The following is a 15,567-nucleotide window of genomic DNA, read 5'->3' on the forward strand; positions in this document are numbered from 1 at the left end:
CCGTCTTTTTTCATGCGGTATCGCTGCTTTTCAAGTAAGCCTATCCACTCCGTAGATAGCCTTGGTGTCTTGAATTACTTAATCAAATCGCCTTGCTCTGCGGCTACTTTAATTTCGCCGGCTTTGATCTTGCCAAACACCTCGTCTACTTGCTTCAGAACGTCCTCGCTCAAGTTCGGGTTCTTCTCAGGAAGTCCGACGCCGTCATTTGTGGCATCCAGCGTAAGCGTTTGTCCGCCCGGGAACTTGCCTTCGGTTTCGGCTTTGATCATATCGTAAGCGGCATGGTCGATTTTCTTCACGGCCGAAGTCAGGACAACGGATTTGTCGCCTTCATAAACGCCATCTTGATACTGGTCAACGTCTACGCCAACGATCCATACTTCAGATCCGTTCTGTACGCGAGTCTTCGCTTCGTTAATCGCACCAACGCCCACGCCGCCTGCTGCTGCGAAGATAACGTTTACGCCGCGGTCATACATTTGAGCCGCCAATTGGCTGCCTGCTGCAACATCGTCAAAAGATCCTTGGTAGACAACGTTCTCTTTGTTAATTACCAGTTTCGTGCCGAGATTCTCGTTGGCATAAGCTACACCCTGCTGGAAGCCCCAGTTGAACTTCTGTACAGGAGGGATTTCCATGCCGCCGATAAATCCAGCTTGTCCATCCTTCACATGAAGCGCAGTCGCTACGCCAGCTAGGAATCCGGACTCTTGCTCAGCGAAGAAGATGGATACGGTATTTTCCTTAACTACCGGTGTTGCGCCCTCTTCCCCGGAATGAGGCGTTCCATCAATAATAACGAATTTAGCATCTTTATACTTGTCTTGTGCTTTAAACACGGCTGTTTCAAATTTGAAGCCTGGGGTTACAATGAACTTAAATCCGGCATCATACAGGTTTCCGATCTCTTTTGAATAGTCGGCTTCTGTCGTTCCGGCCGGCTTCAGGTATTTATACTCCATTTTGAAGTCCTCGTTGGCCTTCACGATACCTTCATATGTTCCTTGGTTAAACGACTTGTCATCAATGGTTCCTGCGTCCGTAACCATCCCTACCTTGAAGTTTGCCTTAGGTGCGTCGCCGCCTGCGCCGCCGCTTGGTTCCGACGCTGGTTTGTCGCCGCAACCTGCCAGCATTGTGACAGATAACGCCAAACTGATTAAAGATATGACCCCTTTTTTCATTAAGGATAACCCTCCTAGGTATATATGCCCGAATACTAGATTCGCGCTATTTACAATATATTAATAAAACAGACCCTTTTCAACATAAATTTGGGTGAATCTGTCAAACTGCATCTGTGCCGCGGTGAAACGTTTAAGACATGTTTTATTCCAAATCTAGTAGAGATAGGAAACCGCTGATTGCGTGGCGTTGATAACACGGTTTTTATAGATAACACAGGGGTTACAGCGGGTGTGATACGCCAAGCGTGTAAGTGATCAGACCCTTCCATTTGAAAAAAAATAATAGCGCTTTATGAAAGAAAGCACCTCGGCAAGGTGCTTACAAACATGCTGATTATTTCGATGAATGCTATGAATGATTATTCATTTGCGACGGGATTTCATCATGCGATTATACGTAATTAGTCCGGCAATAATCATGGCGACTACACCCAAACTGCTTGCCGACTCCGGCGTCATGCCAAATACACCTGCCAAATTCGTAACCAAGCTGTTCGTAAGCAGCGCCACCGCAATTAGCATAATTGGACGCCACATGCTATACCTTCTCATCCTCGCAACACCCCCAGGCCAGATTTACAGCATTATAAGAACCCCAAACCACTAAGATCGCCTAATCTATTAGATGCATTATACCATGAATAAGTATGCGTTTACATTAATCTCGACTTTCGCAGTATGAATTTTTCAGATAGCCTGCAACTACTTCACTATATGAGACGTGTTCATTAACATCGAGATGCGTCACGTATTCCTCATGCGCTCATCAATACCGATTCAAAGTAAAAGCCACGATCACAACGTGGAAATCTCGCGCTGCGACCATGGCATTTTTTATGAAACATTAGTTATCTTGTATCAATGTGGCACGGTAGAATTTGGTCATGGAATGCCCTCATCCTAAATCAATATCTTGGAAATCAGGCCATATGCCATCGGAATCTGAGCTCGTGCTGGAATAACTCATCAGTCCTTTTTATTGTACTCGAATGAAATCTTAACAGGATCCGACATTCCATCCATAGACAGATAGGCGTCGCAAGTTCCCTTTAAATTTCCAGTAAGCTTGATCATGAATTCGAAACTTCCCGTTTCTGTACTGGTCGTCTGGCCTTCGTAGCGAACTTTCCCTTTCGAATCGACTATTTTCAAATTCACTTGGGACTGGCTGCCGTTCACGACCAGACCGTCGATCATCAATTTCTTCGCAGCGGCATCCACCATGGCTCTTGCGCCGTCGATTGTAGTGCCACCCCCCGCATGGCCGTCAACGCCGAGAACTTCGATTTCATCAAGGAAGACCCAGACGTTAACCGGGAATTCGACTTTAACGTAGCGGGCAGACACTTTATCGGCTCCCTCTTTCCCCGGCACATCATCTGTTATTCCGCTCCAACCCACGAACTCGGCCGAGGCAGCATCCTGTGCCGGTGGCGGAGTAACGGTTTCCAGCGTGCTCCAGGACTCGCCGTCAGATGAAACGGAAAAAGTGACGTTCTGAGGGAAATAGATGCCGGGTCCTTTGTCCTGAAGAAAATGGGCTCTAATGGCCCCGATCGATTTGTTGCCGCCCAAATCAAACGTGATGGTGCGGCTTCGTTCGTCAGGGTAGTCGCTTCCCGCATGGGCCTGCCACTGCTCGGTGCGGTAATCCGTCCCGCCGAATCGGCCGTCCGTAAGTTCGTTCCCGGAATCGGGATAGTTGCTGTTAGGCTGCTGTGAAATTGTATAGCTTCGGCCAAGAACCAGATTGCTGGGTCCCCCTCCGTCAGACCAGGTTTGAATGAGAACTTGGGCGTAGGAATCAAGCACCGTTGCGGCCGGGACCGAAATCAACCCTTGCGCTTGGACGGCCGGGTCGTGAATGTGCGCGAGAAGATCCTGCATATACGTCACGGCTTCCTTCGGCTTGTTATCGTCCAGAAGAAGTTTGATGGTCTGCAATCGATACGTCAAATCATTACCAAAAGCCGGCTTGATTTCGTTCGATGCGACATAACGCTGTACAACCTCCGCCATCGTCTCCGGCGCCGGGCTGCTATCGATGGCGTACGTTCCGTTCAAATACTGATACAGCCAGTCATACATTAAACGCAAACTTGGATCCTTGCTTACCCCTAAGTTGTATACTGCATTATTGCCTTGATAGTGAGCTCTGAAGCCATTTTGCATCAGACCGGATCTGACGCCGCTGTCCAAGTATTCGACAAAACGCTGACGAAGTACGGGATCTGTCAGCATTCCGTCATCAAATTCAACCTCGTTCCCCATTCCGTACCGCTTTGCAGTATCCGTAGCATCGTCCAGACGGTCGGAATCCATTCCGCCAAAGAAATAGTTAGGCTGAAGCGCAGCGGCATCGAACCCTACGTCTTTCCACATAAACATTTTGTAAGCATAGGAGTGGGGAATCCAGAAAACCTTCATGTTCATGGCGTGCACTTTATCCGACACCATGCGAGCGATGTCCGGTCCCGATTCGGATATGTCGATTTGTTCCGGCATCCAGTACATGCCGACAAGCTCAAGATTCGAGTAGTCGGCAGCCTGCCATCTTTGCTGGGCCTGGTCCAGCCACCACTGCACCGCTTTTCCTCTGTTTTCAGCCGCTTTTTCTTTGCCTACGACGGAGTCGTTGAAATTCAAGGAACCGCTACCGTCAATGTCGCCAAAATCAGTTAAGGATTCCCCTGGATTCGGAATCATTAACACAACCTTGACTTGATGATCGGGCTGTTTCAGCTTGGCCCCAACTTCCTTGGCAGCCTCATTCAACTGCTGCATATCGCCCGTGGCTGCAAATGTTTTATCCAAATACCATTTCCAATCGTCCAGGTTCGTTTGTCCCTGACCGAAATCGCGACCGGCAGGCGAAGCAATCCCGAGATATAGAACGCCGTCATAAAGCCAATCGACCGGCTCGCCGTCTTTATTCACATAACTGATATTAGGGATAATCCGTTCCTTATTCCAATCGCCCAAACCATTCGCATATTGTCCGTTATAAAACAGATTCAGATTCCGGATCCCGGCCGTAGCTTCCCCCGGCTCCAAAAAACGAGGCTGCTCGGCAGGAACCTTTACCGCCCCTTCAATCTTGCCGTCCATACCCATAATTTCGATTTCGTCAATATATTCCCACTGTGTAGGATGCATATAAAAGGTCACCTTCACATAACGGGCATAAGCCAGCTTGCCTTCCGTATTCCCGCCTTTGATTCCATCCCGGCTGCCATCCCATTCAAAGGTCTCCTGTCTGGGCGGTCCTTCTCCCCACAGAAGCTGCGTAGCGTTATGGGAAAGCAGCCCCCAATTTTCCTTATCGTCGGAGACATACATCGATACCGACAGCGGCACGAGAATCGAATTCGTAGGAAAATCTTGAAAGAAATTAGCCGTGATCTTTCCAATTGACTTTTCCTCACCGAGATCGAACACGACTTCGCGAGCCTTTCCGCGCAGATGTCCTACCCATGCCGGGTCGTTCATATCCAATGCGCCGTATTTTCCGTCCGTAAGCTTGTATCCGTCATCGGGATGCGAAGCTTCCGGAGCTTCAGACCATTCATACGGAAGACCCGCCGCGAGATTGCGGAATTGCGTCTCCTGCACAGCCGAAGATGCTGCCGCTTGATTTTCGTCTTTTGCTTGTGGTGCCTGTTCCGCTGCCGGTTCACCAGCATCCGTCAGTTGATCTAGTTCGACCTGTGGATGACCTGTATCCTTTCCTGCTTCCATCTGGTCTGCACCTGCCGCCTGCAGGACGGTCACATCCGGAACAAGCGACTTCGCCTGAACCGCAGAGAGCGGAGCCAATAGTAATACGGCTGCCATTAATCCGGTTACCCATTTCTTATTGGAATTCATCAAGGCCAGCTCCTTTTTCTTATTCTCAAGTACAGAAATATCAAAAACTTTAAACCCTTATTTCTGTTCCGGGTGAACGCTAGATTTTAATCCCCCCTTTCGCGAATTCCGCCATAAGCAAGCAGCAAAGCGTATAAGATCGGCTTCCTCCGGAAGAGGAAGCCGTCACCGCCGCATCCAGTGCCGCCAGCGGCACGAAGTTTCCAGTGGGCAACAGCAGTAGTACAGCGCAGCCAAACACTCCGCACTTCGGGCGATTCTTAGGCATGGATAAGCAAACTTCGATTTACCCGTGTTCAGGTGATTCTGGTCTACTTCGCCTTTGCCGCCAGGAACTCATCAATCTGCTTTTGCAGTTCCTGCTGAATTTTTTTGAGGGCAGGGCCGGCTTCCGCTTCAAATTTCTTCAATGTCTCGTCCGGATCGATAACCCCGTTGAACAGCGCCGTGTAGTATTGCCCATCGACTGTATTGTACTGGCTGACCTCGTTTTGCACCGGGGTACTGTCAAATTCGAAGCCGGCCAAAATATCGGTCGTGAACATGTCGGCATCCTTAAGCACAGCGTTCAACTCCTCATTTTCGCCCTTCACATCACTCCGCTCATCGACGGGATTCCACAGCCAAACATAGCCGAAAGCAGAGTAGCCGGATGTATCCAGGGTTTTCATTTTGTCGTCGCCTACCGCTTCCCAATGCTTCCCTTCGATTCCGTAAGAAAGCAGGTCGTAGTTCTCCTTCTCATTCGCCCAGTTCAGGAACATAATCGCCCGCTCCTTATTCTTGCTTACCTTCGGAACGGCCAGAAAGTTCCACTGTTTGAAGTCGGTGATGTTCGCGCCCTTCTCCGGATTAAAGAAGGTGACCGTCTCCAGCTCGCTGTCCGGCACATTGTTCTTTAACGTGTTCTTGAGGGAATCGCCGATGCCGAACGCGCCGTTCGTGACGATCGCAACTTTGCCTGCCGAGATCGGCTGATGAAAATCCTTTGTCGTCAAAATGTCCTTGAAGATCAGTCCGTCTTTAAACCATTTGTGCGTGTTCGCCAGCCACGTTTCGATCGGCTCCCGATCCTCCAGCAAATTGTAAACTTTGCCGTCATTGTTCTTGTAATAGAGCATCAGGCTGTTGCCCAGGGCGTGGGTCGGTCTGACATGGGTTTCGTAATCGTTCAGCGCATGGTGAGCGACAAATGTATAAGTGCCGGAGCCTGCGGTCATCGGGATGATGCCTTTCTCCTGCTCTTTCACCTTGTAGGCGAAAGCGATCAAATCTTCATAGGTTTTAATCGGCGGTACGCCGAGCTTCTCGCGAATATCTTTGCGCACCATGTAGGAATTGCCGGACATGTAGCTGACGCCAAGCGGAACGGCCATAATTTTGCCGCCGTACTTGTTGTAATCCCACATTTGCTGCGGCCGTTTCTCGAGCACCGTTTGGCCGTACTGGGCCAACAGGTCGTCCAGCGGTTCATAGAATCCGTTAGCGATCATTTGGTTGATATGCAGCCATGGCGCATCGAAGATGAGATCGATGTTTTCGCCGGAAGCAAGCGTCACCTGTGTCTTTTGCGCCAGATCGGACCAGGGTACGAAGACGACGTCGAGTTTGACGTTGATCGTATCCTTCATTCGCTTTTCTGCTTCGGCGATGACCAAATCCATATCCGACGGCCGATCGCCGGGAATCATGATTTTCAGGGTCACCTCTTCAAGTTTGGCATCACCGCCGGCGCTGTCTCCGGTTTGACCCGACGGCCCAGGCGCCTTCCCTTCCCCTTCGTTCTTGCCCGAACAACCGGCAATCGCGACGAGCGCGATCAATAACACAAGCGCGATGGACAATAATCTTTTCATGGTTCCTTCCCCCTGAATCAATAATAGAGAAAATAGGCGGATGAGCCGGTTCGAAAACCGCAGCGCTCGAAAGCTCGAACCGGCCAAACGCGCTTCCCGCTTGTCGTTCTACCCTTTTACCGAACCAAGCGTCAAACCTTTAATAAAGAAGCGCTGGATGAAGGGATAGACGAACACGATCGGGCCGATGGTAACGCAGACGATCGCCAGCTGCATGCCATAGGTCGGCACGACGACGTTGTACTGCGTCTGGCTCCCGCTCACATAAGCCATAACATTCAAATTGGACATAAGCTGGCGGATCATCATCTGCAACGGCAGCATTTTGTGATTGTCGATAAACAGCAATGACAAGTACCAGTCGTTCCAATATTGCAGCGCGTAAAACAGGCTCACCGTGGCAATAACAGGCAGCGCAATCGGCCAGATGATGCGAAAGAAAATATAGAGATCATTGGCGCCGTCCACAGTCGCAGCTTCATTCAATTCATACGGCAGCGTCCGGTAGTAAGAGACAAGAATGAAGGCATAGAACGGATTAAGCAGATAGGGCAAAATGAGCGCCCAAACCGAATCCTTCAGATGCAGCCAGTTGGCGATCAGCATGTAAAAGCCGACAAGTCCTGCGCCGAACAACATCGTCAGGAAGGTTAAAAACGATAAAATATGGCGGTACTTCACTTTCCGGTGGCTTAGCGTGTACGCATAGGCAGCTGTCAAGAGGACGCCCAGCGCCGTGCCGGCGATCGTCACGATAATCGTAATGCCGTAGCTTAGAAACACCTGCTTGCCGGAAAGCAAAAATTTGTACGCATGGAGGCTGAATTTGCTCGGCAGCAACTGGTACCCCGCCGTCTGCAGAAGCGATTCATCGGCGAACGAGTTGATGAACACAATCCAGAACGGAATGAAGCAAAACAGCGCAAAAGCGCCCAGCACCGCGTACATCAAAACAAGAAACAACCGTTCTCTCACTTCGATCACACCTTAACTGGTTGGGACTGAAGCAAAGGGCCGGTTCGGAACTGGAGAAACGCAAGTGGTCGCCTTTGTTCCCGAATCGTATCCGCTTAACGAGCTTATACGATCATAACGATTCGGGAACAACAGCGATCGAAAAGCCCGAATCCGGCCTCATGCCAACTCGCCCAACCTTCCTTTTAGAATAGTCTTGAATCCGCGTCCACCTTGCGCGCGATCGCATTGAAGATCAGAATCGTGACAAGCCCCATGCAGGACTGGTACACGACAACGGCAGCGGACATGCTGAAATTCCCCAGCTGCCTCAGCGCACGAAACGCATACGTATCGATGACATCTGTCGTTGGAAAGAGTATGCCGTTATCTCCGATGATCGCGTAAATCATGCCGAAATCACCGTAGAAAATACGGCCAATGCCAAGCAGCGCCAATATCATCACGGTCGGCCGCATCAACGGCAGCGTTATGTAGAGCATCTGCTGCATCCGGCTCGCGCCTTCTATTCGGGCGCTCTCGTAATATTCTGAGGAGATGCCCGTAATGACGGCCAAAAAAATAATGGAATTATAGCCAGCAATCTTCCAGGCGCTAATGACGGTTAAGATATACGGCCATACGCCAGGCGTCAAATACCAGTCCACTCCTTCGTAGCCAAGGGCGGCAAGCGCGCGGTTAATGAGCCCCTCGGATGTGCTGAATAGCGTCAACGTCATCATGCTGACGACAAGCCAAGAAATGAAATACGGTAAAAAAATAAACGATTGCGTGATTCGCTTGAACAGCCTGTTACGGATTTCATTCAGAAAGATAGCCAGCACGACCGCGCTGCCGAGACCGGTTACGAGAAACAGTGCATTCAGGAAAACGGTATTCAGCGTCACCCGCAGCCAATCTTTCCCATTGAAGAAAAACTCGAAGTTTTTAAATCCGACCCATTCGCTCCCCCATATTCCATCGGATAGCCGGTAATCCTGGAAGGCGAGCAGATGCCCAGCCATGGGCATATACGCAAATACGACCAGAAACGCAATGCCGGGCAGCGCCAGCAAGTATAAATACCGGTTCCGCGACAGCTCGTGCACAAACGACCCGCCGAACCTTCTACGTCGCTCCAAAGAGCGTCCCTCCTTTCTTGTGCGGCTTGCAGGATTCGAACGGAGCCATCGTAGCATTCACGCCTGCTGCTTGCCTAGTTCTCATTGGCCGGATTCGGTTCTCGCTCGGCCGATTCGCAAGCGTTCGGCCGGTTGTTATTGGTCTGGCCGGTTCTCAATCGCCCGTTGACCTTTCTAATTCGCAGAGTTCCCGGCTATCTGCCGCGTCCGCTCCATCCGCTCGCTCGCCTTGCTATCGCGGTATTGGCTTGGCGTCATACCGGTCGCTTTTTTAAATGCAGTGAAAAAGTGGCTTTTCGTCTGAAAACCGGACTGCTCTGCAATTTCGGTGATCTGCATGCTGGTCTGCTCCAGCAGCTCCTTAACCTTCCCGAGCCGCTCGTTCAAAATGAAATTCGATAGAGGCATGCCATAGTGTTCGTGAAACAGCTGCCGGACGTATTTGGCCGACAAAGCGATATGGTCAGCGATATCGTCTACCGACAGCATCGGGTCATGGGTGTGATAACGGACGTACTCGATGATTTCTCCAATCAGCTTTTCCTTGCGATTGAATCCCTTTTGGTCGCTAAGCTGCCGGATCATCCGCCCGGTCTCTTCCTTCAGCCATTCGCGGACCTCGGTAAGCGTGGCGAATTGCCTCAAGTGGCGCTCAATCCCCTCAACACTCTGGATCGACATCACTTTGCTGAACGACTTGACGATCGCAAACAGAAGCAGCTTCAGTTGGAATTGGCACTCGGTATATTTCATCGTCTGCAAGCGCGTGAACACCTCGTCCAGCATGGCCAGCACCTTCTCCTCTTTGCCGCTTCGAATCGTCTGGATCAAGCTTTCATGCACGGCGGAGTCGATCGGCGCCTGTAAATCGGCATACCGTTCAAAGTCTTGTTCGACGTAGATTTTGTCATCACCGCTGACAAACTTGAATAATGTCAGTTCGTTCATATCGTCGTATACTTTGCGTAAATCGTCATGTACGCGCCGCGCGTCGCTTACGGCGATCGTCACGTCCAGCTTTACGTAACGGCTGACCTGACGGCTGAGCTCCTTGAGCTCTTGGGTCAACTCGGGATCAGGGAGGGAACTGGCCGTGCCAACCAGGACGACCAGATGGTCGGTCCCAAAATCGACCACCTCGATCGGCCGTTCAGCTGTGCCGAGCAGCTCCTCTGCGATATTGCCGATTGCATACTTGAGCAGCTTGCGAGAGGAGAAATCATACCTCTCGGATATCTCGTAATAGGAATCGATCTTGATAACAGCCAACCGAAGCCACTCATAGTCAAGCAGGCATGATTCGCGCGCAATCGCCGCTCTGGCGCCATCGCTCAGCCTGCCCTGCAGCAGCCATTGCCGCAAATATTCGGTCTTGATCAGCGGATAATGATCGCGAAGCATAACGACGCCCTGCTCGATAACGCCGTAATCGTTCTCCCCCTTCACGCCCAGCTTCCGCTGCAGTTGATCCGCCAGCCGGCGGAATGGCCCGACGAAACGGCGCGAATTCCAATAGGCGATCAGGAGCAGCGCCACGAGCAGCAGGAGCGAGCAGACGATGATGACTGTTTTGAACGCCCCGGCCTTTTCGCGAAATTGCTTCATTTCAGTGACAGATATAATGGTCCACTCCGGCGATCCCATCCGCGCATAGTTGACGAACGCTTTCCCTCCGGCGCTGTTCATCTCGAATGATCCCCGCTTCTGCCCCGTCTGGATGTTATCGATGGTCTCCTCGAGCCGACCATCCCCTTCGCCCAGAATCAATCTTCCTCGATCATCCACGATCGAAAGCAGCGTATCCGCCCTTTCGTCGCCTGAAATCAAATGCTTCTGCAGCTCCTTCTTGTCGAACAGGACGACAAGATACCCGTCACGGTTTTTCTGCACAGGAGCCGAAGGAAGCTGAAGCGCCAAATACGAATGGTTTCCTATCTGATGATCAAAATAACGAAGGAAGGCCCCTGGCGTACGCTCAATCCGCTGCAGCATCGCCTGATCGGCAAATTCCTCGAACGAAAGCAATCCGACTTTGGAGTCGATCACCTCATGTTTACGGAAGCTAAATAAGTAAGCGGTTTCAATATAAGGTTCATTAGATAGATATTTCGTCAACACCCTCATTGTGCTAGCATTTTGCAGCAGATTGTCGGCGGAAGCATACATCCAATTCTGCACGGTTCGGTCTTCGTACATGGTCAGACTGTACCATTTTAACTTAGCCAGGATGTACTCGACCCGCTCTGCCATTTCGTCGATGCGGTCCTGATTGAACGTCCCCACCTGGGAGTAAGCGAAATGAGAAAATCGGTTGGCTAGAAACAACGAGAACGGTATGATTGTAATTGCAAAAAAGATGCCGCTTATCACAAAAATGCGCCAGGATGTAGATCTGAACATAGTATCCCCTTGTCCCCCTTCGTCTTTAGGAGTTCTCTTACGACCAATATGTCCTATCATAATGCACCCCTTTTCCGTTTGCCTAGTTCTCATTTGTCCGTCAAGTTCTATTTCTCCGGATTCGCGCTGCAGCACCTACCTTTCAACCCAAGGAATGAGGGACCTGTTGTCCGTCAACCCGCATAACGTACTCACAAACTGAGCCTTGAAGTACGGTCCACTCACTGCGCACATAGCAGAACAGCACCCTCCGCTTTTTGAGCGAGGGGTGCTGTCCTGATGGTCATTCACATTCAATAGAAGAAACCTACCATTTGCATCATTTTAACCGTGACCGTGACATCAATTTGATGTCAAATCCCAAATTTGCGCATCTTATCTATTCATGCTGCTTGATTCAACTCAGCTTCTGCCCACAATTCGGACAGAAGTTCGCCCCCTCATTCTTTGCGCCGCAGTTCGGGCAGAAGTTGGGCTTTTTGTTTCCTTCAGAAGGGGATGCAGCCGCCGGGGCGGATGGCTCCTTCGCAGCCGGAGGCTGTTGGCTTTGATTCGAATTGTTTTGGTTCTGGTTCTGGTTCTGATTCATATTTTTCATCATTTCATTAGCCATGTTCATCCCCATCATCATGCCGGCCATATCCGAAGCCGCACCGCCGCCTTGCACCTTGCCGGATGCGATCCCATCCGTCATGCTCACCTGCTGGTATTTTTGCAGATTGCCGATCATTTCATGGGAAGCCGTCTTGGTGATCATATCCTGAATTTCCTTCGGATAATTGAAGCTCATCACCTGGAAGCCGGTGATCGTGATCCCGTTGTCCATCACTTCCATGTCAAGGTCTTCTTGAATCCCTCTCGCGATATCGGAGGCGTTCGCCTGCAGATTGAACATGTCCTTGCCTTCGCGGCTGATCCATTTCATCAACAATTGATCGAGCACCGAAGTGATCCGGATCTTAACGTCCTCAACTAAGTAGCTTTCTTTCATCCCGGCTATTTTGTCGATCAGCGTCACATAATCATTCACTTTAAAATTGAACGTACCGTTGGCACGGATCGGCATACCGCCCGGAAGCTGTGGCGTCGGAATGAGGATCGGATTCTGCGTTCCCCATCTGACGGTGAATTCCTTCGTGTTTACGAACAGGACTTCCACGCGCATCCCGCTGTTAAATCCGAATTTAAATCCCTTTAAAGTAGAAAGGAACGGAATGATATCCGAGTCGATGTTATATACGCCTTCATCCTCAAAAATCCCCTCGATCTTGCCGTTATTGACAAAAATCGCGTCCTGACCGGAGCGGATGACCAGCTTACTCCCTTTTTTAATCTCCCGGTTGCTCCATTTCCAGAAAATCATGTCGTCCCTAAACTCTTCCCATTCCACGACGTTAGAAAATTGGTTCTTGAAAAATCCCATCGATGTTATTCATCCCTTCCCTTAAAATTTCCCGCTGCTGCTGCTGTGCGAATGACCGCCACTGCTGACGCCGCCTCCGCCTCCGCCGCCCGAGCCGCTGCTCGTGTTGCGCTCGATCTTCTGCTTCGTTACCGTTGTTCTAATATAACGGTCCTCTTGGTTCAGTATCCTCGATGTGCTGGTATCCTCATAAGTTCGACGATCGACCGTCACCCGTCCGCCGGAACGGTAAGCCATGACACTCACGGCGATCGCGCCGATGGCAGCGGCAGCTCCCAGCTGAAACCAAATGTTAAACAGGATATTATCGGGGTTCACGTCGGGCTCAAAGCCCATATACCGATGAGCAGTTTTGATATATTTTTCAAAAGCCTGCTTATAATTGCCTCTGGACAAGTCTGGCGTAATTTTGCTGCGTATTTTATCAAGCCTGCCGCCGTCCAAGTACTTTTCGGCCTTATAATAACCTTCCAAATGCACGTTACGAGAACCGTCTCGCGCACTCATTACTATGGTCAAAATGACGGTATTGCCGTGCCGTCTGTCATACCCGGGTGCATACTCATCGTAAAAATTTTCCGTCCATGTCTCATAATCGTCATTCTCGACACGGTCAACCGTAAGGATCATAAAGTCTGTTTCGCGTTCGCCACCGTACTCATTCGCCATCGCATTCAGCTCATCCCGTTCTTCCGGACTGAGCAGATTGGCTTCATCAAAGATCAATGGCTTATCATCCGCAGCTCTAGCGATCCCGGAGGGAACCGCCAGATGTACAGCCAGTAAAAATAAGACCGTCCATAACGCATATCGTCTTCTCACAGGAAACCTCCTCCCATCGCCCAGGAGATCAGCTTCAATGACAGTAACGACACACCCGAAATGCCTGCAAACCACGCAGCCACTTTTGCTTTGCTAATCGGTGGTTTGCCGACCACTTTTCCCGTCTGGCCATTCATGGCAAAGGTATGCTCCGATTTATTGTAATCATAGTGCACCATCCATACCGGAAGAAGGACATAATCGGCCTGTTTCAAGGTGGTATCGATTCGCTTGTTGGTATAATTCACGGTTGTGTATCCTGACACCGCGGACGAAATATACGAATCAATGTAGGAGCTGATCTTATCCTTGGCCCGCGGAAGAAGCTGCTCTTCATCATGGCTGTATTTTTCGGCAATATACCCGGCGAGATAAGGCGTCTTGAATTCCTTCAGCTGCTGATAGGGGAAAGGCTCCAGCTTATCCATCAGTTTATCGTTCATTTTCTCCGAAGCATCGATCGGCACCTTCACATAGTTCAAGCGAATCTTCCGGTAGATATCGAAATGCTGGGTCTCCGTGTACTGGTAATCTCCCTGCGTGTAGGTTCTCACCTTGGTGCCGTGGCCATGAACTTCAACCCGATTATGTAACTCATATAGCCAAAAGGGTACATAGATCCCGGTAATCTCCTTGATCCGATTCGCTGTCATAAATCCGCTTGGTGTTAGAAGGCCATTCCTGCACCATTTCTTGAAAGCCTTCATCGCTTCTTCCTTGGTAATCGAAAACGGGATGACCATGACCGGAGCCAACTCGCCGCTCAGCCGGTCGCTGAGTACAACGGCGGATCCGCAGAAGCTGCAGGTCGTGGCGCTGGTTTCGGGCTCTGTCACGATGACGGCCCCGCAGCTGTTGCAGTGATACTCCTTCACTTCGTTCTCGACAAAAACCTGCTTTTTCAGCGGGTCGGGAATTTCCTCGATATTATCTTTTCTTCCGCAGCTCGAGCAAGACAACATTCCTGTATCGCCGTCAAAAACCATGCTGCTGCCGCAGTTCGGGCATTTGTATTCGATAACCGGCATTTCTTCACCTCGATAACAATGAAATGATTATTCCTTCTTTTTCAGCTTGTCTTTGATTGCTTCCAGTTCATCCTGGGCAGAGGGAGTCTCCATTGGAGCAGCTCCGTCCTTCTTCATATTCTTCTCCAATTCAGCGATCAAATCGTCCAGGTCATCTTCCTTCGCTCCTGCGCGCAGCTCAGCCAGGGCCTCCGCTTCATCCAAAGCACGGTTCGCTCTCTCCTCCATGATATGGAATGCCGCATTGGCACCGCCCAAGGAAGAACGGCCGGAATTCAGCTCCTGCTGGGTTTTGGCAGCCGCCATCTTCCCTTTCAACTCCACATAACGAGCTTCCAGCTGACTCATGTCCGACATCAGTTTATCCTGCATTTGTTTCATCCTGACGGCGTTTGCGGAAGCCGATTCGTAGGCTGCCTGCAGTTCGCTCAGCTTCTCGGCCTGAGCCGCTTTTCGCTCCAGGAACCTCAGGGCATCGCCTTCATTTCCCGCTTCCACGGCCTTCTCCGCATATCGCTGCAGCTTCTTGATCTCGCTACTGCACTCATCAAGCGCCCGCTTCGCTCTTCGCTCATCCGAGAGCACGGAAGCCGTCTCCGCTTTCACCTTACCCAAGTCCGTATTCAAGCTGCGCATATAAGTATCAACTGTTTTCTCCGGATCTTCCGTCCGATCCAACAGCGCAATCACATTCACCTTCATAACATCCTTAAACCTCGATAAGATTCCCACCATGAGTGTCCCCCTCGAAAAGTTTACATTTAAACTATAATACCCTATATACCGACAAAAGGTTTCAATTGCCGAAATTCGATGGAATATATGTAAATTTATTGCTATGTCTAACAAAAAAAAACACCCTCCGACCCAATGATCGGAGGGTGT

Annotated in this window: 12 protein-coding genes; all 12 read right to left on the reverse strand. The window is 50.4% G+C overall.

What is annotated here, in order from left to right; all coding sequences use genetic code 11:
* Positions 1-74: 74 nt before the first annotated feature.
* The 12 genes from AK95_RS06800 to AK95_RS06850 all read right to left on the reverse strand — a co-directional run bounded on the left by AK95_RS06800 (position 75) and on the right by AK95_RS06850 (position 15,414).
* The gene (locus AK95_RS06800) at positions 75-1,187 is read right to left on the reverse strand and encodes a BMP family lipoprotein (protein WP_071219222.1); all 1,113 of its coding nucleotides are present in this window, start codon (positions 1,185-1,187) and stop codon (positions 75-77) included.
* A 366-nt stretch (positions 1,188-1,553) separates the two neighbouring features.
* Positions 1,554-1,727, reverse strand: coding sequence for a hypothetical protein (locus AK95_RS06805; RefSeq protein ID WP_481855817.1), 174 nt, complete (start codon positions 1,725-1,727; stop codon positions 1,554-1,556).
* A 429-nt stretch (positions 1,728-2,156) separates the two neighbouring features.
* On the reverse strand, positions 2,157-5,057 hold the full coding sequence (locus tag AK95_RS06810) for a DUF4855 domain-containing protein (protein ID WP_071219224.1): 2,901 nt from the start codon (positions 5,055-5,057) through the stop codon (positions 2,157-2,159).
* A gap of 79 nt (positions 5,058-5,136) precedes the next feature.
* Entirely contained in the window at positions 5,137-5,325 is a 189-nt protein-coding gene (locus AK95_RS34075; RefSeq protein WP_162487547.1) for a hypothetical protein, read from the reverse strand.
* A gap of 43 nt (positions 5,326-5,368) precedes the next feature.
* Positions 5,369-6,913 carry an extracellular solute-binding protein gene (locus tag AK95_RS06815; RefSeq protein WP_071219225.1) on the reverse strand — a complete coding sequence of 515 codons (1,545 nt, stop codon included), beginning with the start codon at positions 6,911-6,913 and terminating at the stop codon, positions 5,369-5,371.
* A 108-nt stretch (positions 6,914-7,021) separates the two neighbouring features.
* On the reverse strand, positions 7,022-7,888 hold the full coding sequence (locus tag AK95_RS06820; RefSeq protein ID WP_083397545.1) for a carbohydrate ABC transporter permease: 867 nt from the start codon (positions 7,886-7,888) through the stop codon (positions 7,022-7,024).
* Between the two features lie 185 nt (positions 7,889-8,073).
* Entirely contained in the window at positions 8,074-9,009 is a 936-nt protein-coding gene (locus AK95_RS06825; RefSeq protein ID WP_071219226.1) for an ABC transporter permease, read from the reverse strand.
* Between the two features lie 174 nt (positions 9,010-9,183).
* Positions 9,184-11,409 carry an AraC family transcriptional regulator gene (locus AK95_RS06830; RefSeq protein WP_071219227.1) on the reverse strand — a complete coding sequence of 742 codons (2,226 nt, stop codon included), beginning with the start codon at positions 11,407-11,409 and terminating at the stop codon, positions 9,184-9,186.
* Positions 11,410-11,806: 397 nt separating this feature from the next.
* Positions 11,807-12,832: an SPFH domain-containing protein gene (locus AK95_RS06835; protein WP_071219228.1), complete on the reverse strand. Its 1,026-nt coding sequence runs from the start codon at positions 12,830-12,832 to the stop codon at positions 11,807-11,809.
* A gap of 21 nt (positions 12,833-12,853) precedes the next feature.
* Complete coding sequence (locus AK95_RS06840; RefSeq protein WP_071219229.1) at positions 12,854-13,654, reverse strand: TPM domain-containing protein; 801 nt, start codon at positions 13,652-13,654, stop codon at positions 12,854-12,856.
* Positions 13,651-14,682 (reverse strand): TFIIB-type zinc ribbon-containing protein, encoded by a 1,032-nt coding sequence (locus AK95_RS06845; RefSeq protein WP_071219230.1) that lies wholly within the window; start codon positions 14,680-14,682, stop codon positions 13,651-13,653. The genes AK95_RS06840 and AK95_RS06845 overlap by 4 nt, the downstream gene beginning before the upstream one ends.
* A gap of 27 nt (positions 14,683-14,709) precedes the next feature.
* Positions 14,710-15,414, reverse strand: coding sequence for a PspA/IM30 family protein (locus tag AK95_RS06850; protein ID WP_201259362.1), 705 nt, complete (start codon positions 15,412-15,414; stop codon positions 14,710-14,712).
* Between the last annotated feature and the right edge of the window lie 153 nt (positions 15,415-15,567).

This window comes from Paenibacillus sp. LC231 (assembly GCF_001860525.1).
Classification (GTDB): Bacteria; Bacillota; Bacilli; order Paenibacillales; family Paenibacillaceae; genus Paenibacillus_AQ.

Coding starts and splice junctions, on each gene's coding strand:
- AK95_RS06815 (WP_071219225.1), bottom strand. CDS start 6,913: ATGAAAAGATTATTGTCCATCGCGCTTGTGTTATTGATCGCGCTCGTC.
- AK95_RS06830 (WP_071219227.1), bottom strand. CDS start 11,409: ATGTTCAGATCTACATCCTGGCGCATTTTTGTGATAAGCGGCATCTTT.
- AK95_RS06810 (WP_071219224.1), bottom strand. CDS start 5,057: ATGAATTCCAATAAGAAATGGGTAACCGGATTAATGGCAGCCGTATTA.
- AK95_RS34075 (WP_162487547.1), bottom strand. CDS start 5,325: ATGCCTAAGAATCGCCCGAAGTGCGGAGTGTTTGGCTGCGCTGTACTA.
- AK95_RS06845 (WP_071219230.1), bottom strand. CDS start 14,682: ATGCCGGTTATCGAATACAAATGCCCGAACTGCGGCAGCAGCATGGTT.
- AK95_RS06805 (WP_481855817.1), bottom strand. CDS start 1,727: ATGTGGCGTCCAATTATGCTAATTGCGGTGGCGCTGCTTACGAACAGC.
- AK95_RS06835 (WP_071219228.1), bottom strand. CDS start 12,832: ATGGGATTTTTCAAGAACCAATTTTCTAACGTCGTGGAATGGGAAGAG.
- AK95_RS06800 (WP_071219222.1), bottom strand. CDS start 1,187: ATGAAAAAAGGGGTCATATCTTTAATCAGTTTGGCGTTATCTGTCACA.